This window comes from Mesorhizobium norvegicum, assembly GCF_004919685.1.
GTDB classification, from domain to species: Bacteria; Pseudomonadota; Alphaproteobacteria; order Rhizobiales; family Rhizobiaceae; genus Mesorhizobium; species Mesorhizobium norvegicum.
In genome coordinates this window covers 156,093-174,173 of sequence record NZ_SMYZ01000047.1, presented here as the reverse complement: position 1 = coordinate 174,173, position 18,081 = coordinate 156,093, and the positions used below count along the sequence as shown (strand labels likewise).

Genomic DNA, 18,081 nt, shown 5'->3' with positions numbered 1-18,081 from the left:
AGAGCGCTCGCTTAGTAGTCGTCGCTCTTTTCCGGCGGCACCAAGCCCTCGATGCCGGCCAGGAGGTCTTCCTCGGTCATCCGGTCGAAGGTGATGTTCTCTTCGGTGTCATCGGCGTCGGTGGCTGCAACGGCGGCGCCGGTCTGATCGGCAATCGCCTCGCCATCGGCCTCGGGCTCGTCGACCTCGACATGCTTCTGCAGCGAATGGATCAGATCTTCCTTGAGGTCGTCGGGCGAAAGCGTCTCGTCGGCGATCTCGCGCAGCGCCACGACCGGGTTCTTGTCGTTGTCACGCGGCACAGTGATCGGCGCGCCCTGGCTGATCTGCCGGGCGCGGTGGCCGGCCAAGAGCACCAGCTCGAAGCGGTTGTCGACCTTGTCGATGCAATCTTCAACGGTTACGCGGGCCATGGATGCCCCTTTCATGCGATGGATTTGATGGAAAACAGGCGCGGTCCATAACCCGAACGCCGCCAAAATACAAGCATCATGGCAATGGCCGGGCTGCAGGGCGCCCAATCCTTCGTTCGAACACCCGATTCGGCAAAACCTGTCTGTACTTATGCGTTCGGTGTCCCGATCACAATTGCTTGCAGTGCGCCAACACGCCCTTGGATTGCCGCGAAACTGGCGCTATCTCCGATGGCGTAGAGGTCAGCCGGTTTATTATGAGCCTGACCGAACGTCGCTACCGCATTTCGTTTAGACGGCCGTTTATTTCGAGAAGGAATATTTTCCATGTTCGACCCTCGTGAAAAAATCGCCCTATTCATCGACGGCGCCAATCTTTATGCGACGTCGCGCGCGCTCGGCTTCGACATCGACTACCGCAAGCTTCTGTCGAGCTTCCAGAAGCGCGGCTATCTGCTGCGCGCCTACTATTACACGGCACTGGTCGAGGATCAGGAATACTCCTCGATCCGTCCGTTGATCGACTGGCTCGACTATAACGGCTTCAAGGTGGTCACCAAGCCGGCCAAGGAATTCACGGACTCGACCGGCCGCCGCAAGATCAAGGGCAATATGGACATCGAGCTCACGGTCGATGCGCTCGAACTCGCCGATGTCGTCGACCACTACGTCATCTTTTCCGGCGACGGCGATTTCCGCACGCTGGTCGAGGCGCTGCAGCGGCGTGGCCGCAAGGTGTCGATCGTCTCGACCATGGCTTCGCAGCCGCCGATGATCTCCGACGATCTGCGCCGCCAGGCCGACCATTTCATCGACCTGACAACGCTGAAGAACGAGGTCGGCCGCGATCCGTCCGAGCGGCCGGTGCGGCGGCCCGAGCCGGCCGAAGTCGACGAGGATGATTACTGAGGCCGGTCGCCTTGACCGCCCTTTCCGCCTCCGAACCCGGCCGCGATTGCCCGCTCTGCCCGCGGCTGCACGATTTCATCGCCGACTGGCGGCAGCGCGAGCCATCCTGGTTCAATGCGCCGGTGCCGACTTTCCTGCCGCCGGAAGGTGAAGCCGCGGTTCAGTTGCTGATCGTCGGGCTGGCGCCCGGGCTGCGCGGCGCCAACCGCACCGGACGCCCCTTCACCGGCGACTATGCCGGCGACCTGCTCTACTCGACGCTGATTTCGCACGGCTTTGCACGCGGCGAGTTCAAGGCGCGGCCAGATGACGGGCTGGAGCTGATCGGCACGGCGATCACCAATGCGGTGCGCTGCGTGCCGCCGGAGAACAAACCGGTGGGCGCCGAGATTTCGACGTGCCGGACATTCCTGGTGCCGACGATCGCCCGGTTCCCCAATTTGCGCGCCGTGCTGGCGCTGGGATCGATCGCGCACCAGTCGACGGTGCGGGCTCTTGGCGAGCGCGTCGCCGCTTATCCGTTCAAGCATGGCGGGCAGCTGCCGGCCGGCGGCCTCACGCTGTTTTCGAGCTATCATTGCTCGCGCTACAACACCAACACCGGCGTGCTGACCGAAGCGATGTTCGTCAGCGTTTTCAGCCAGATAGCGGCGTTCCTGCGGACATAGCGCCGCCCTTCAGAACCCTTCAAGCACGATCTTGCCCTTGGCCTTGCCGGTCTCGATCAGCGCATGGGCGCGCTTCAGATTGGCGGCATTGATAGGACCGAAGGTCTCGCCCAACGTCGTGCGGATGGTGCCTGCGTCGACAAGCCGGGACAGTTCGTTCAGATGCTCACCCTGCGCGGCCATGTCCTGCGTCTCAAACAGTGAGCGGGTGAACATCAGTTCCCAATGGACCGAAACGCTCTTGCGCTTGAACGGATTGATGTCGAGCGTCTGGGGATCGTCGATCAACCCAAAACGGCCCTGCGGCGCGATCAATTCGGCAATCTCGGCCAGGTGGCTGTCGGTGTTGGTTGTCGAGAACACAAAGGCCGGTGCGCCAATGCCGAGTGCCGCGACTTCACTGCTGAGCGGCTTTGAATGATCGACGACATGATGGGCGCCAAGCCCAAGCACCCAGTCGCGCGTTTCGGGTCTCGATGCGGTGGCGATCACCGTCAGATCGGTCAGTTGGCGCGCAAGCTGCACCGCGATCGAGCCGACGCCGCCGGCGCCGCCGATGATCAGGATGGCGTTTGCGGCGCCCGCAACAGGCTTCTTGACATCGAGGCGGTCGAACAGCGCCTCAAAGGCGGTGATCGCCGTCAGCGGCAGCGCCGCCGCCTGCGCATAGTCGAGCGAGCCGGGCTTGTGGCCGACAAGGCGCTCATCGACAAGGTGGAACTCGGCATTGGTGCCTTGCGGCGCCAGCGCACCGGAATAGAAAACGTCGTCTCCGGGCTTGAACAGGCTGGCGTCTGGACCCACGGCCGCCACCCGTCCGGCGGCATCCCAGCCGAGCACCCGCCAGGTTCCGGCTTCGGGTTTGGCGCTACGCCTGATCTTGGTGTCGACCGGATTGACCGAGATCGCCTTCACCTCGACCAGCAGTTGACGGCCTTTCGGCTCTGGCTTGGGCAGGTCGATATCGACAAGGGAGGCCTCATCGGTGATGGGGGCTGGGATTTGATAGCCGACGGCGCGCATTTTGGTCTCCGCGATTGCTGTTGAGCGTTGTCTGGGGCAGAGATGCGGATTATGTGCGCCAAGCGCAAGAATGCACATATAAAGCACATAGTGTCGAAAAGGATACCGTCATGCCGCGCATTCGCCATGAGCGATTCGATTGCAGCCCCGGCTGCACCGTGGAGGGAGCGCTCCGCTATATCGACGGGAAGTGGAAAGGCGTCGTGCTCTACCACCTGTTCGAGGGTACGATGCGCTTCAACGAAATACGCCGGCGCATTCCCAACTGCACGCAGCGCATGCTGACCAACCAGCTGCGCGAACTGGAGACGGATGGGCTGATTGCCCGCAAGGTCTATGCGCAGGTGCCGCCGAAGGTGGAATACAGCCTGACACCGCGCGGCAGAAGCCTGGAGCCGGTGATCACCGCCCTGAAAATCTGGGGCGATGCCAATGTGACACTCGTGCCGGAGGTTTCCCAGGCTGCGGCATGAAACGACGGCGAACGATATCTCTCAGTGGTTCAGGGAATCACTGAGTTCACGGAGCGACCGGCGATGCAGCGGACAGCGCAGCCAAAACCGCCGGTCCACCCTGCAGCACATTCAGGTCGACATCGCCGTTGATGCCGTCGACGCGCCCCCTGTTGTGGTACTGCCAGTAGACCCAGTCGCCGCGGTCCGGCTCCAGAAGCAATGAGCGAAGCCAGAGCGGACGGGCAGCAATGCGCCCGGCATAGGCTTCCGCTGCCTCATCGGTCAGATAGACAATCGCAGGCTTGCCGAACGCTGCCTCGACAGGGGCAAGGAACGCGGCCAGTTCGGCGCTCAATTGTTCGGGCGTTGGCCGCTGCGGGCAGTTGCCGCCGAATTCGATGTCGACGACCGGCGGCAGCAGCGGCTGATCGTGCGGCACCACCGAGATGAAATTCTTCGCCTGGTCGGCGCCAGGCCGGCAAAAGGTGAAAAAATGATAGGCGCCGACGGCGAGACCGGCGGCGCGGGCCTCTTCCAGATTCCTCGCGAAGGCATCGTCGACATGATCGCCGCCTTCAGTCGCCTTGATGACGGCGAAGGCGACATCGTCGGCGGCAACCCGCCGCCAGTCGATCTGGCCTTGGTGATGGGAGACGTCGATGCCCCTGACCGGATATTTATCGCGGTCCGGCGAGAATGCCTTGAAATAGAGATAGCCGCCTGCCGCGACGAAACATACCAAGACCAGGCTGGCCAAACCAAAGAGGACAATCCGGTTCTTCAAACGAATGGCCCCAGCCTACCCACGCTCTTTTAACAGCCGGCCCTTCTCGCGCGACCAGTCGCGCTGCTTCTCGGATTCGCGCTTGTCGTGCAGTTTCTTGCCGCGGCCGACGGCGAGCAGCAGCTTGGCGCGGCCCTGGTCGTTGAAATAAATCTTCAGTGGCACCAGCGTCATGCCCTCGCGGTCGACGCTTTGCGACAGTTTCGCCATCTCGCGCTTGTTGAGCAGCAGTTTGCGGCGACGCCGCGGCTCGTGGTTGAAGCGGTTGGCCTGCAAATATTCCGGCAGATAGGAATTGATCAGCCAGATCTCGCCGCCTTCGACCGAGGCATAGCTGTCCTGTATGTTGGCCTGGCCCTGGCGCAGCGACTTGACCTCGGTGCCGGTCAGCACCAGACCGGTCTCGATCGTATCGAGAATCTCGTAGGAAAACCGCGCCTTGCGGTTTTCCGAAACGGTCTTGTTGTTGGGATCGGCTTTTCTAACTTGATTCATGACGTCCAGAGTCCGTTTCGAAACTCGCTCCTGCGAGTCAGATGACGGTGTCACCGAGAACCGGAGCGGAGCGTACATATAGTACGTGAGCACCGGAAGCGCAGGTGGCGCCTTCAGATGGCCGCAGGAGTAGAGTTTCCAAACGGGCTCGCTAATTAATCAAGCCGGCGTGCTTCATGGCCGCATCAATCTTTGCCGCGGTCACATCCTCGACCGTGACAAGCGGCGAGCGCAGCACATTCTCGACCTTGCCCAGCTTCGACAATGCGTATTTGGCGCCGGAAACGCCAGGTTCCAAGAAGATCGCCTTGTGCAGCGGCAGCAGGCGATCCTGCAGATCCAGCGCCTTGGCGCTGTCACCGGACAGTGTTGCTTCCTGGAATTCGGCGCACAGCCGCGGCGCGACGTTCGAGGTCACCGAGATGCAGCCGACGCCGCCATGCGCGTTGAAGCCAAGCGCCGAAGCATCCTCGCCCGAAAGCTGGATGAAATCCTTGCCGCACGTGGCGCGCTGCTCGGAAACCCGTTCGACCTTGCCGGTGGCATCCTTGACGCCGACGATGTTCTTGAAGTCGTGCGCGAGCCGGCCCATCGTCTCCGGCATCATGTCGATCACCGAGCGCGGCGGGATGTTGTAGATGATGATCGGCAGCTTGGTCGCCCTGGCAACGGCAGCGAAGTGCTCGTACAGGCCGCGTTGTGTCGGCCTGTTGTAGTAGGGCGTGACGACCAGGGCAGCATCGGCGCCGGCCTTCTCGGCATATTGCACGAGCCCGACGGCTTCCTCGGTGTTGTTGGAACCGGCGCCGGCAACGACCGGAACGCGTCCCTTGGCAACCTCGATGCACACCTTGACGACCTGGCGGTGCTCGTCATGCGACAGCGTCGGCGACTCGCCGGTGGTGCCCACGGGAACCAGTCCTGTCGTGCCCTCCGCGAGTTGCCATTCGACGAACGCGCGAAAGGCTTTCTCGTCGAAACGCCCGCTCTTTTCGAACGGTGTCACGAGCGCAGTAAGCGAGCCTCTCAGCATATCGTCCAACTCCTTGGGACTTCCTTGTTCATGCATGTCGTTGTCCCAAAACCGGTACCCACTTTTAGGGCGACATGCATCTTTGTTCATGCATGTCGTTGCCCCAAAACCGGTATCCACTTTTGGGCGACATGCATCGGTGTTTTGTCGTGCGCGCCTTCTAACCGAAAGCGAAGCGGCGCACCATAGTCTCGACATGGTTGCGCGGCAAGCATTGCCATGGTGCCAGCAAGCGCAATTCGAACGGCCTCGCTAACTCTTTGTTTACGGGCTCTTCACGACCTAAGTTTAGGCTTCGAGGCATCTTCGCCTGCTGATAGAATGCCGGGACAAGGAAAGACTTAAAGATCATGCCGGGCGGTCGGCCTCACCTCTTCGCGCTGCTTGGCGCCACGCTCGCGCTGATGCCGGGCATGGCGACGGGCGGCAGCGTCGACGTGCAGGTTACTTCGGCCATCCCGATGCCGGGCTCGGCGATGCCTAACCTGCAGGACAAGGCGCAACAGGACGCCTCGCCCGGCGTCGCTCTCTTGAAGAGCGGGCTGGATGCGCTGGCGGCTGGCGATAGTCCCGGCGCTCGTGGCGTGCGCGATGCCCTTCCCGCTCACTCCCTCGACCAGCACATCCTCGCCTGGGCGATCGCGCTTTATGGCGGCGACAAGGTTCCGAGCGGCGATATCGCCGCCGCGGCTAAGATGCTGCCCAACTGGCCGGGCACCGTCGCCCTGCGCAAGAACAGCGAGCGCGCGCTCTATCGCGAGAACCCTGCCCCCGACATCGTCATTGCGGCGTTCGACGGCAGCCAGCCGCAGACATTCGAAGGCGTGATGGTTCTCGCTCGCGCCTATGTGGTGTCAGGCAATACCAAGGCGGCGCGCTCGGTGCTGTCGCCATTCTGGCGCACCGCTATCCTGGAGGCCAAGGACGAGACGGCGCTGATCAAGGAATTCGGCAGCCTGATCCCGGCTGTCGACCATCGTTTTCGCATGGAGCGCATGTTCTATGCCGACCGCGCCAATTCCGCGCTGCGCGTCGCCGGCCTCGCCGGCGCCCAGCAGCTCGCCGATGCCTGGGCGGCGGCCGACAAAGGCGACAAGAATGCCGCCAAACTGCTGAAGGCGGTGCCGGCGGCACAATTTTCGGCCGGCTATTTCTTCGCGCAGGCCGAATATCTGCGCAAGCAAGAGGACTTTGCCGGTGCCGCAGCCATTGTGATGCAGGCACCCGCCGATCGCGAAGCTCTCGTCGATCCGGATGCCTGGTGGGTCGAGCGCCGGGTGTTGTCGCGCGAACTGGTCGACCAGGGCGACATGAAGACGGCCTACCGGATCGTCGCCACAAACGCCGCCGAAAGTGCCACCAATGCGGCGGACGCTGAATTCCATGCCGGTTGGTATGCGCTGCGCGGCCTGAACGACCCCAAGCTTGCCGCAACGCATTTCGCGCGAATCGCCGACCTTGCCCAAGGGCCGATGACGCTGTCACGTGGCTATTACTGGCTCGGCCGTGCGGCGGAAGTCGGCGGTCCGGGCAATGCCAAGGACTATTTTGCGCGCGCCGCAGCCTACGGCACGACATTCTACGGCCAGCTCGCCGCCGAGCGCGTCGGCCGGCAGGCGCTCAACATCGTCTATCCCTCGCCAAGTGCAGCCGACCGGCAGAATTTTGCCGGCCGCGAAGCCGTCAGCGCCATCAAGCGGCTGCAGGAAGCGGGCTACGACCGCTATGCCGAGACGCTCTATCGCGACCTTGCCGGGCAATTGACCAGCCCGGGGGAACTCGCGCTGCTCGCTGTCCTTGCGGAAAAGCAGGGCAACCATTTCATGGCGCTGAAAGTCGGCAAGATCGCCGGCGCGCGCGGCATCGATGTCGGCGCACTGTCGCATCCGCTCGGTGTCATTCCTGATTCGGCTGACATTTCCGGCTCAGGCAAGGCGCTGGCCTATGCGATCGCCCGCCAGGAGAGCGAATTCAACATCGGCGCCGTGTCCAGCGCCGGCGCGCGCGGGCTGCTGCAGCTGATGCCGGGAACCGCCAAGCAGCTGGCGAAGAAGGCTGGATTGCAGTTTTCGCAGACACGGCTGACCACCGACGCCGGTTACAACGCGACGCTCGGTTCAGCCTTCCTCGGCGAGCAGCTCGATCGCTTCAACGGCTCCTATGTGCTGACCTTCGCCGGCTACAATGCCGGCCCCAACCGGGCCAGTCAGTGGGTGGCCAGATATGGCGATCCGCGTGGCAAGGACATCGATGCCGTCGTCGACTGGATCGAGCGGATTCCCTACACGGAAACAAGAAGTTACGTGCAGCGCGTGATGGAGAATTACGAGGTCTACAAGATGCGTATTTCCGGCAAATACGACATTGTTGGAGATCTGGTGAACGGGCGGAGTTGAGGCTTTCTTCCCTTCTCCCCCTGTGGGAGAAGGTGGCCTCGCGTAGCGAGGTCGGATGAGGGGTGTTCCAGGGAACACCAACGCCTCACTCCGCTGGAACACCCCTCATCCGTCTCGGCGCTGCGCGCCGATCCACCTTCCCCCACAAGGGGGGAAGGAAGAGCGCCTTCCATTTGACCATCCCTACCCTCGCCTGTAGCAGTCTTAGACGATCCGGCAACGGCAAGGAATCGCGCCCAGATGTCGAGTGACCAACTTTTCTCCGACTTCTTCTACAGCGCACCGGATGGGCTGAAACTTCATGCGCGCATCTACGGCGAAGCCAATACCGGCCCCTGGCCGGTCGTCTGCCTGCCAGGCTTGACCCGCAATGCCCGGGACTTTCATGAGCTCGCACTCCATCTTTCGGCGCGATCTGCAACTCCGCGAAAAGTCATTGCCTTCGACTATCGCGGGCGCGGGCAATCCGCCTACGATCCCGATATCAGTCACTACAATGTCGGCGTGGAAGCTGGCGACGTCCTTGCCGGGCTGGCGGCGCTGAACATCGAGGAAGCAGCCTTCATCGGCACGTCGCGCGGCGGGCTGATCATCCATGTGCTCGGCATGATGCGACCGGCTGTCCTGAAAGCCATTGTTTTCAACGACATCGGCCCGGTGATCGAGGTGGCTGGGCTTGCCCATATCCAGTCTTATCTCGAGCGCAACCCGACACCGAAAACCCCGGCACAGGCGACTGCCGCCCAGCGCAGCGTGCATGTCAAGGACTTCTCCGCGCTTGCCGGACCGGATTGGGACCGGATGGTATGGGCTCTCTACCGTGAAACGGACGCTGGCTTGGTGCCCGACTTCGACCCGAAATTGATCGGCACAGTTGCCAGTCTCGACCTGACGCAGCCGCTGCCTGATCTATGGCCGCAATTCGAGGCGTTGGCGGCCATTCCCTTGCTCGCCATTCGCGGCGCCAATTCGAGGCTCTTGTCGGAGGAAACGCTGGAGCAGATGCGAAAGCGCCATCCTGGCATCGAAACGATCACCGTCGCGGATCAGGGCCACGCGCCATTCCTCGAGACCGGCCGCCTGCCCAGCGACATTGCCGCTTTTCTTGATCGGGCCGAACGGCAGGATAGCTCACAGTAAACCCCAAGACCAAACAAGGTCCTGGGATAATTACAATAGTATAGGCTGGGCTCGCCAGCCTACTTGGCTTTTGAATTTTTCCGAGGCGCTTTCGGCGATTCCTTTGCCGCAGCCGTTTCGTCCCTCTGTTTCCGCTCTGCCTTCGGCGACGAAGGCGTCGTCACGGGTGAAGAAAACATGGAGTTTTCCGCGCATTTGCCGGTCGGCTGAGTCGATCGAGGCGTTTCTAGCACGATGACACAGCCGTCGAGATCATTCGTGGCCAGATGCGCGTAACGCATGGTCATCGACAGTGTCTGGTGGCCGAGCCACATCTGCACGCGCCTGATGTCGATGCCGCCCTGGACAAGACGTGAGGCGCAGGTGTGGCGCAGTATGTGCGGCACCACCTGGTCGTCGGCGCCAAGGCCGACTTCGGCCTTTGCGTCGTTCCAGATGGCACGGAACTGTGCCTGGCTGAGCTTGGTGAACGGGCCCTTTGGCCGGCGGCCTTCGGCGGGTGGCAGCTTGATGACTTCCTTGACCCGCTCGGTCATCGGAATGGTGCGGCTGCGGCCGGATTTGGTGATCCAGAAACTGACGCGATGCTCCTGGATGTCATTCCAGATCAGCCCAAGCGCCTCGCCGAGACGGCATCCGCTGTCGACCAGGAAGACGGAAAGCCTGTAGGCTTCCTCGCTGCGGCTCTTGATGGCAGCGAACAGCCTGGCCTCTTCGTCCCTCTCGAGGAAACGAATCCGTCCCGCCCGCTCCTTCTGGCGGCGGAACTCAGGCAGGCTGTGGATATCCCCCATCTTGTGAGCCTTGCGTAGCAGTTTGCTAAGGGCAGCCATCTTTCGATTGATGGTTGCGTTGCTGTTGCCGCGCTGGCGCAAGGTGCCGATAAGGTTGTCCAGGGTACTCTGGTCAAAGGCGCTGAATCGCTCCCCAAGGAGAAGCTCATCTATCTCGCCGATGAAAGAGCTGACATTGTATTTATGCCGCCCATCATCCCACAATATGTCCCGGTATGCTAAAAAAAGCTCTCCGACCCTGTACGACTTTACTTCTCTGATCTTGTTGTAACTGTATCGTATCGTCGAATTTTGAGAAGAAAACATCGAAAAATGATCAGAGGGCTCACCCTCTTGAATCGCTTCGTTCGTCATCATTTGCCACACCCCCGAGTGGGATAGATCAGCCCTATCCGCTTGGGAGCGTCCTTTCAAGAGATTTGAATCACGCGATTGTGATTTCATCCGCCCATCAGCGGATCCCACGAAATCACCTGCGGATCCTATTCAGCTACCGTTACCCCCATCCTTCTGTTTGCGTTGACCCAGTCACGAAACAAAAACAGCCCGGGCGTTTGCGCGCCCGGGCTGGATTTCACCTGTAAGGAACCAGCCCTTAGAACGTGCGCTGGAAGCGGAGGATACCACCGACGCCGTCATCGCTGGCGTGCCAGTCGCTGTCGCCCTTGTTGAAGTAATCAACTTCGCCCGTGATCGTGAGGCCGGGAACGATGTCGTAGGCAACGTTCGCGGCCAGGCCGAAGGTCTTGCCTTCGTCATACGAAGCCTGGACGTTGAACGAGGTCTTCTCGTTGAACTTGTAGGTGCCACCGCCCCAGATCGCCCAGTTGCCGTCCCACAGCTTGTAGAAGTCGTGGTCCGCCTGAACACCAAGGATAGTGTTGTCGTTCGAGCCGTAACCGCCGATGATGAACAGCGACAGTTCGTTGGTGGCGTTCACGTCCAAACGGACCTTGCCGGACCACTCTTCGTAGTTGCTGTCATAAGCAACGACGCCGGTGATCGCGCCCCAGCCCTGCGTGTACTTCACGCCGCCGGTGACATGCGGAACATAGCTGTCGATCGTGTTGTCGCCGTAGCCTTCTTCGAGCGAGACGACGGCCGAGAAGCCGTTGCCAGCATCGAAGTAGTACTGGACGACGTTGGTGTCGAACGAGCCGTAGGGAACGAGCGTATCGTCGATGACGTTGCCGGCGTAGCCGATGAACGTATCGAAGGCCGATTCGTCTTTACCGACGCGGAGACCACCGAGCTGGATCCAGGCGAAGTTCAGCGAAACCGCCTTGTTGCCAGCCTGCCAGCCATCCGGGTTGTAGCCGGCCGGGTAGACGCCATCCTGATCAGCGTAGTCGCCGCTGCTGTTGGCGAAGTTGAAGCGGGTCTCGGTGTAGGTCTTCAAGGTGCCAAGTTCGGTTTCCTGGCCGGTCCAGGTCCTCAGCGTGAAGCGCGCCTGCTTGTAGTAGGTGTCATTGGTGTCACCGGCATCCAAATGATCCGGAACGTTCTGCACGCCTTCGCGGTCACCCACGCCGATCGTATAGCGGACATAGCCGCCGATGCGCAGGCAGGTTTCGGTGCCGGGGATGTAGAAGTAGCCAGCGCCGTAGACGTCGCAAATCTTGACGTATTCAGCGGGCTCCGGCTCGGCGACGACGACGGCGTCGGCGGCGCGCGCACCGGAAACTGCGATCAGGGCCGCAGCGGAGCCGAGGAGAAGGCTCTTAATGTTCATTTTCTGACCTCCAGTCAAAAGTTAAAAAACGGGTCTGGGTATTCTTTGCTGAAGGACAGCGTTCCCTGCCCCATCCCCACTACCGAAAAAGATGCGCACCGCGCCGCTCCTTCGAAATCGACATTACCCATGAGGCGGCGGCGTTCAACCACGATCGTACCGGCGAAAGGGCTGTTCGGCTGCTATCCCCTGGCGTTGTTGCACAAATGACACGATTTGGCCTCACTCAGAAAGCTCTCGTTAACTATCCGCCCCCCTGCAACCCCTTGTTTGCGGGCGAATCCGGCGGTTGCCCGACGGAATCATGGCAAGGCCCCGACTCGCCAGCCAGGAAACCGCCGCAGAACCGCCGCATCCATGGAGAGCTGCGGTTCGATGCGTTCTTATTTTTCCATATAATGGCTTCTTTTTCCGAGATAATGACTGGGGCTTGTTGATTGTGCCGGCGCTTTTCTTTATCCAGCGGCGCAACGGAGAGGTGGCCGAGTGGTCGAAGGCGCTCCCCTGCTAAGGGAGTAGAGGTCAAAAGCTTCTCGTGGGTTCGAATCCCATCCTCTCCGCCACTTTGCCTGCACCGTTGGTGGCATCTCAGAAATTACCCCATTAGAACAGACAGATAGCTGGGTACTTCGCTGCCGGCGCGGCGCGATTTGGCGTTAAAACGGGTTGAGAAAACCGCTGTTTCGTTCGATTCTGACTGGAGGTCAGAAAATGAACATTAAGAGCCTTCTCCTCGGCTCCGCTGCGGCCCTGATCGCAGTTTCCGGTGCGCGCGCCGCCGACGCCGTCGTCGTCGCCGAGCCGGAACCCGCTGAATACGTCAAGATTTGCGACGTCTACGGCGCTGGCTACTTCTACATCCCCGGCACCGAAACCTGCCTGCGCGTCGGCGGCTATGTCCGTTATGACATCGGCCTCGGCGACGTCGGCTCGTTCGATGGCGCAAAGAGCTTCGATCACGAGGATGGTGATGACAAGAGCACCTGGTACAAGAACGCCCGCTTCACGCTGAAGACCTGGACCGGCCAGGAAACCGAGCTCGGCACCTTGAAGACCTACACCGAGACCCGCTTCAACTTCGGCAACCGTAACGGCTACCCCTCGGTAGACGATCCGGCTACGGAAGCGGATGAATTTAACAATAACTCTGCCGGCAATAAGAACGTCTCGCTGAACTTCGCCTGGATCCAGCTCGGTGGTCTGCGCGTCGGTAAAGACGAATCGGCCTTCGATACGTTCATCGGCTACGCCGGCAACGTCATCCAGGATACGCTGGTTCCCTACGGCGATTTCGACACCAACGTCGTCCAGTACTACTTCGACGCCGGCAACGGCTTCTCGGCCGTTCTCTCTCTCGAAGAAGGCTCGGGCCTCGTTGGCACCATCGACAGCTACGTTCCGCACGTCGTCGGCGGCGTGAAGTACACGCAGGGTTGGGGCGCGATCACCGGCGTCGTTGCTTATGACAGCAACTACGAAGAAGTCGCCGGAAAGGTCCGCTTGGACGTGAATGTGTCTGACGCTGTGCAGCTGTGGGTCATGGGCGGTTACGGCACCGACGATAACCTCAGCGACGGCACTTGGGCCATTCCGGCTGGCGGTCGCGGCTTCTACAAGCAGTGGGGCGGCAACTGGGCAGTGTGGGGCGGTGGCACCTACAAGTTCAACGAGAAGACCTCGTTCAACGCCCAGATTTCGTATGACGACTGGAAGAACCTCGGCGTCGCAGCGAACATCGCCTACGATGTCGTTCCAGGCTTCACGGTCACGGCTGAAGTCGACTATCTCAATGCGGGCAAGTTCGACGACGCCGACTTCTCCAACTGGACCAATGCAGACAAGAAGAGCAGCGTCGGCGGCCTCCTCCGCTTCCAGCGCACGTTCTAATAATTTCGACTTGTCGAAATCGAAAAAATCGAAACCCCGGCGGGCAACCGCCGGGGTTTCGACTGATTACAAACCCCTCGATTTTTTGACGGCAGCCAGAATCGAGAGTTTTTGATTCCGGTTTGTTCATGCTCTGAATCTGTGACGTTCCGCGAATCTGAGGCGCTTTCAGGCGCTCCAGAGGCTTGTCAGCCGTCTGAAACCCGGAGGGCAACCGCCGGGTTTTTTGTGCGACCATTGCATGCGGGCCTACAGTTCGCTGTCATAACTTTGGTTCGGCCTCAACAGCAAAGGGCGCGCTTCAGCACCCGCAAAGCTCATTAGCAAGTTTCCGAACTGGATTATTTGTCGGCCAGGTCGCCCAACGCATCGATCAGGGGCTGAATTTCATTTTCGTAATTCTTCCAGCGCTTGACGGATGATTTGTAAATCGGCTGGCGAACCTGCCAGCGGCTTGGCGTGTTGACTGAACCATCCCTGTCGAAAAAGCGCAGACAGGCATCGTCCCAGGGCAGCCCAAGATAATCTATGAGGCGACGGGACTGTGCTTCCTGATCCTCGACCAACGTTTCGTACTGATTTTCAAAGATCAGGCCAGGGAAAACCTCGTTCCAATGCCGCATGAGGCGGTCATATTCGCGATAGTACAGGCCGAGTGTCTTCAGGTCGGTGTTGTAACCGTGTCCCTCGCTGAAGTTCTGGACAAAGCAGGAAACGCAATTGTCGATGGCGTCACGGCGGCAATGAATGAACCGCGCGTTGGGAAACAGAAGGGCGATAAGACCGATCAGTTCAAAATTATGAGGCATCTTATCCACGATCCGAAGCGCGGCAGGTGCCCGCTCCCTCAGATAGGTCAGGTGCTCTTCGGCCAACGTCTCGGACAGGCCTTTTGTGATCGACGCCATCGCCTGATCTAAACTCCCGGCCGATGACTTTGTGAGTTCGATCGCATTCGCGACCCGCCTTAATTTCTTAAGCTCGCCCGCTCCATGAACATCGGGATGGCTGGCGCAGATCTGTTCCGTAAGCGTCGTGCCCGAGCGCGGCATGCCAACCACGAACACAGGCACTTCGGAAGGATCTCCATAGCCGACCTTGGCCGCCATAAAGTCCGGCGTGAAGGTTTCAATCAGGGAGTCGATCCAGCGACGATACAGATCGATATCGAAGGTATAGCCGGAGGCCCGTTTCGCCCTGTTGAAATGGTCGAATGCCTCGCCATAGCGCTTGAGGTCGTTCAGCACCTTGCCGGCAGCGTGATGGAGCTTGTGAGTACCGTCCGGACCAAGCCTGGGATTGCCGAGTTCACGCAGGATGGATCGGAGTTCCTCCGGCTCTTCGGTGAACTTTTTCGTCTGTACAAGGTCGTTGTAGGCAGCTGGCACGTCGACGTGACGTTCGATAGCTTCCTTCAGGTAGGTGGCAGCTTCATCCATGCGCCCCAGGCCGCTGAGAGCCATGGCCAGTCCGGCCCGCACCTTGGGGTGATCACGGTTGATTTTCAGCGCCTTCTGGTAGAGCGGCAAAGCCATGCCGGGTTTGTCGAACTCGGTGTAGGCGCGCCCCAATGCGCAAAGTGCTTCGACAAGGCCGGGCTGCAGTTCCAAGGCGTGTTGCATATGCTTGATTGCCGGCGAATATTCGCTGACCTTCACATAGGCCTCGCCCAGGCTGAGGTGGTAGTATGGATTTTTGGGGTCCGCGCCGACGGCCCGCGTGAGATATCGCAAGGCCATCTCATCATCGTAACGCAGGTACAAGGTCCCCAGTATATACAAGGCAAGCGGATGGTTTGGCGTGCGCGCCAGAACCCGAAGGCATAGGTCCTGAGCCTCGTTGAGCCGCTTGGCCTGCTGAAATTGATACGCCTGCTGCAGCAATGCATCGTCTGCCTGTGTGCGCGAAAGCGAACTTGCTTTCTGCAGGTTTGGCTGCGGGAATTTGGATTTCGGCCCGGTTTGGACTTTCAGGTGCTTGGACCAGGCTGGCGGCAGACGATTGTTCATTGTGCCTCGCTAGCAAAAAGAGACGAGAGAATCCAGCGTCACGGATCTACCGTCGGCAACTTGCACCAGCCCACCCGGCGCGCTAGCAAGTAGGCCCTTTTCAAGCGAGCCAACACCATGCGCCAGCGCCCTCCCCTCACGCCGCTCGTCGACGCGCTTCCGTCGACCGTGCCCTTTGTCGGACCCGAAGCGCAGGAGCGCGAGCGTGGCCGCGCTTTTCGCGCCCGCATCGGTGCCAATGAGAGCAGCTTTGGGCCTTCGCCGCGCGTCATCGCCCGCATGGCCGAGATCGCCCGCGACATGTGGAAGTATTGCGATCCCGACAATTATGATCTGAAGGTGGCGGTCGCCGCGCATCACGGCGTGAAGGCCGAGAACGTCGTTGTCGGCGAAGGCATAGATGGCCTGCTCAGCCTGGTGGCACGCATGTATGTGGCGCCTGGCGATGCCGTGGTCACCTCGCTCGGCGCTTATCCAACCTTCAACTTCCATATTGCCGGTGTCGGCGGGCGGCTGGTGACGGTCCCTTACGAGAACGACAGGGAAAGCCTTGACGGCCTGCTGGCGGCGGTGCGCACGGACAAGGCGCCGCTGGTCTATCTGTCCAACCCCGACAATCCGATGGGCAGCTGGTGGGAGGCGGGTGAGCTCATCCGCTTCATCGAGGCGTTGCCGGAAACCACCATGCTGGTGCTCGACGAGGCCTATGGCGAACTCGGACCGGCCTCGGCGCTGCCGCCGATCGATATCTCGCGGCCAAACGTCATCCGCATGCGCACCTTTTCGAAGGCTTATGGGCTGGCCGGCATACGTTGTGGCTATGCGGTGGCCGAAGCTCAGGTGATCCGCGACTTCGAGAAGATCCGCAACCATTACGGCGTCAGCCGCATGGCGCAGATCGCCGGCGTCGAGGCGCTCGCCGATCAGGACTATCTCAGGAGCGTGGTGGCGCGGGTCGCCGCCGGCCGCCGACGCATCGCCGGGATAGCAGAGGTGAACGGGCTGAAGCCACTGGCGTCAGCAACCAACTTCGTCACCATCGACTGTGGCCGCGACGGCGCCTTCGCGCTGAAGGTGCTGCAAGGCCTGCTGTCACGCGACGTGTTCATCCGCAAGCCGATGGTGCCGGTGCTCGACCGCTGCATCCGCGTCAGCGTTGGCCTCGATCACGAACTCGATATTTTTGCCGAGGAGTTGCCTGGCGCGCTGGCAGCGGCGCGGGGAAACTAGGATTCCGTTTGTAAACCAGCAGCAAAAGCTGCTTACAAATCCATCTCCCAGGTCTGGCCGATCAAATCCTTGCCGAAACTGTGGTGATGCTCCTCCGAGACCAGCCTGAAGCCGGCGCGCTCGTAGATCGCGCGCGCCGCGACGAGAATGTCGTTGGTCCACAGCACCAGCCTGATGTAGCCGCAAGCGCGAGCCTGGTTCACGCATTCCGCGACCAGGCGTTTGCCGATGCCAAGGCCGCGCGCCGACGCCTCGACATGCAGCATCCTCAGCTTGGCCACTTCGTCGTCCTGATGAACCAGGAACACCGCGCCGACCGGCTGATCCCCGCGTTCGGCGATCCAGCAGAAATCACGGCCGGGCACGAAATTGCGGATGAAATCGGCGCCGATCTCGGCGAGCATGGCCTCGAACTCGATGGTCCAGCCATACTCCTCGGCATAGAGCTGAGCCTGCCGCTGCACGACCCAGCCGACGTCGCCGACGCGATGTGGCCGCAGCGTCACCTGGCTGTTCTCACGGGCGGGATCGCCCAGCAATTCCCCCGCCTTGCGCAGGGCGCTGCCCAGTTCCTGCAATCTGTGGTCAGGCAAATTCTCAATGAGCCGTGCCGTATCGCGATCCGCCGCCGCCTGGAGCCCTGAAAGGGTTGCCTCGCCTCTTGCCGTGAGCGACAGAATCCGCCGGCGCTTGTCGGCCGGATCGGTCCGGGTCTCGGTCAGGCCCTCGCCGGCGAACTTGCGCAGAATTCGTGTCAGATAAGCGGCATCGACGCGCAATTGCCTGGCGATGTCGGAGGCAGTCGGGCCCATCTCCAGATGAAAAGCCCTGGCAAGAAAACCCCGCTCGCCTGCAGTTTCAGAAGCCGCCGGACGATCAAGGTGGCCGAGTTCGAAAAGCACGCGCGCCTCGGTCAAAGTGAATGCGCTTTGTGTCAGCGTCTCGTCGAGAAGGCCAACGGTGCGCGTGTAGAAGCGATTGAAGCGCCTGATATCGGCCACCAATGCTCTTCGTTCATCCAACATCTGGTCCAGCCCCCGATACGACAGCTCCATTTTCCAATATTAGTGGACTTAGTCAAGTAAATTTCGGAAAGCCAGGGAGGCCAGCTGT

Annotated in this window: 16 protein-coding genes and 1 tRNA gene; 8 read left to right on the top strand and 9 right to left on the bottom strand. The window is 60.8% G+C overall.

Features of this window, described 5'->3' with window-relative positions; all coding sequences use genetic code 11:
* Positions 1-11: 11 nt before the first annotated feature.
* Entirely contained in the window at positions 12-413 is a 402-nt protein-coding gene (rpoZ, locus tag FCU66_RS20345) for a DNA-directed RNA polymerase subunit omega (protein WP_023762094.1), read from the bottom strand.
* 327 nt (positions 414-740) lie between these two features.
* Here rpoZ and FCU66_RS20340 point away from each other — a divergent pair, with 327 nt between their 5' ends.
* Both FCU66_RS20340 and FCU66_RS20335 read left to right on the top strand, forming a co-directional pair.
* The gene (locus FCU66_RS20340) at positions 741-1,322 is read left to right on the top strand and encodes a LabA-like NYN domain-containing protein (protein ID WP_010915096.1); all 582 of its coding nucleotides are present in this window, start codon (positions 741-743) and stop codon (positions 1,320-1,322) included.
* An 11-nt stretch (positions 1,323-1,333) separates the two neighbouring features.
* The gene (locus FCU66_RS20335; protein ID WP_136621235.1) at positions 1,334-1,990 is read left to right on the top strand and encodes a uracil-DNA glycosylase; all 657 of its coding nucleotides are present in this window, start codon (positions 1,334-1,336) and stop codon (positions 1,988-1,990) included.
* Positions 1,991-1,999: 9 nt separating this feature from the next.
* Here the strand turns inward: FCU66_RS20335 and FCU66_RS20330 are convergent, their stop codons facing one another.
* Entirely contained in the window at positions 2,000-3,013 is a 1,014-nt protein-coding gene (locus FCU66_RS20330) for a zinc-binding alcohol dehydrogenase family protein (RefSeq protein ID WP_136621236.1), read from the bottom strand.
* Between the two features lie 110 nt (positions 3,014-3,123).
* Here FCU66_RS20330 and FCU66_RS20325 point away from each other — a divergent pair, with 110 nt between their 5' ends.
* The gene (locus FCU66_RS20325; RefSeq protein WP_168992111.1) at positions 3,124-3,486 is read left to right on the top strand and encodes a winged helix-turn-helix transcriptional regulator; all 363 of its coding nucleotides are present in this window, start codon (positions 3,124-3,126) and stop codon (positions 3,484-3,486) included.
* Positions 3,487-3,532: 46 nt separating this feature from the next.
* Here the strand turns inward: FCU66_RS20325 and FCU66_RS20320 are convergent, their stop codons facing one another.
* The 3 genes from FCU66_RS20320 to dapA form a co-directional block, all read right to left on the bottom strand.
* Positions 3,533-4,252: a glycoside hydrolase family 25 protein gene (locus FCU66_RS20320; protein WP_136621237.1), complete on the bottom strand. Its 720-nt coding sequence runs from the start codon at positions 4,250-4,252 to the stop codon at positions 3,533-3,535.
* 15 nt (positions 4,253-4,267) lie between these two features.
* The gene (gene smpB / locus FCU66_RS20315) at positions 4,268-4,747 is read right to left on the bottom strand and encodes an SsrA-binding protein SmpB (RefSeq protein WP_136621238.1); all 480 of its coding nucleotides are present in this window, start codon (positions 4,745-4,747) and stop codon (positions 4,268-4,270) included.
* Between the two features lie 151 nt (positions 4,748-4,898).
* A complete protein-coding gene (gene dapA / locus FCU66_RS20310) occupies positions 4,899-5,780 on the bottom strand; it encodes a 4-hydroxy-tetrahydrodipicolinate synthase (protein ID WP_136621239.1) in 882 nt (293 codons plus the stop codon).
* A 350-nt stretch (positions 5,781-6,130) separates the two neighbouring features.
* Here dapA and FCU66_RS20305 point away from each other — a divergent pair, with 350 nt between their 5' ends.
* The gene (locus tag FCU66_RS20305) at positions 6,131-8,176 is read left to right on the top strand and encodes a lytic transglycosylase domain-containing protein (RefSeq protein ID WP_136621240.1); all 2,046 of its coding nucleotides are present in this window, start codon (positions 6,131-6,133) and stop codon (positions 8,174-8,176) included.
* A gap of 240 nt (positions 8,177-8,416) precedes the next feature.
* Positions 8,417-9,316 (top strand): alpha/beta fold hydrolase, encoded by a 900-nt coding sequence (locus tag FCU66_RS20300; protein ID WP_136621241.1) that lies wholly within the window; start codon positions 8,417-8,419, stop codon positions 9,314-9,316.
* A gap of 59 nt (positions 9,317-9,375) precedes the next feature.
* Here the strand turns inward: FCU66_RS20300 and FCU66_RS20295 are convergent, their stop codons facing one another.
* Both FCU66_RS20295 and FCU66_RS20290 read right to left on the bottom strand, forming a co-directional pair.
* A complete protein-coding gene (locus FCU66_RS20295) occupies positions 9,376-10,467 on the bottom strand; it encodes a tyrosine-type recombinase/integrase (RefSeq protein WP_136621242.1) in 1,092 nt (363 codons plus the stop codon).
* Positions 10,468-10,705: 238 nt separating this feature from the next.
* Positions 10,706-11,842, bottom strand: a complete 1,137-nt coding sequence (locus tag FCU66_RS20290; protein ID WP_136625436.1) for a porin — start codon at positions 11,840-11,842, stop codon at positions 10,706-10,708.
* Positions 11,843-12,314: 472 nt separating this feature from the next.
* Here FCU66_RS20290 and FCU66_RS20285 point away from each other — a divergent pair.
* Both FCU66_RS20285 and FCU66_RS20280 read left to right on the top strand, forming a co-directional pair.
* A tRNA-Ser gene (locus FCU66_RS20285) sits at positions 12,315-12,405 on the top strand.
* Positions 12,406-12,553: 148 nt separating this feature from the next.
* Complete coding sequence (locus FCU66_RS20280) at positions 12,554-13,729, top strand: porin (protein WP_136625437.1); 1,176 nt, start codon at positions 12,554-12,556, stop codon at positions 13,727-13,729.
* A gap of 341 nt (positions 13,730-14,070) precedes the next feature.
* On the opposite strand, the gene FCU66_RS20270 is transcribed toward FCU66_RS20280, so the two are convergent.
* On the bottom strand, positions 14,071-15,738 hold the full coding sequence (locus FCU66_RS20270; protein WP_136622332.1) for a tetratricopeptide repeat-containing sulfotransferase family protein: 1,668 nt from the start codon (positions 15,736-15,738) through the stop codon (positions 14,071-14,073).
* 117 nt (positions 15,739-15,855) lie between these two features.
* On the opposite strand from FCU66_RS20270, the gene FCU66_RS20265 reads away from it, so the two are divergent.
* Entirely contained in the window at positions 15,856-16,968 is a 1,113-nt protein-coding gene (locus tag FCU66_RS20265; protein WP_136622331.1) for a pyridoxal phosphate-dependent aminotransferase, read from the top strand.
* 32 nt (positions 16,969-17,000) lie between these two features.
* Here the strand turns inward: FCU66_RS20265 and FCU66_RS20260 are convergent, their stop codons facing one another.
* Positions 17,001-17,993, bottom strand: a complete 993-nt coding sequence (locus tag FCU66_RS20260; protein WP_136622330.1) for a bifunctional helix-turn-helix transcriptional regulator/GNAT family N-acetyltransferase — start codon at positions 17,991-17,993, stop codon at positions 17,001-17,003.
* Positions 17,994-18,081 lie beyond the last annotated feature (88 nt).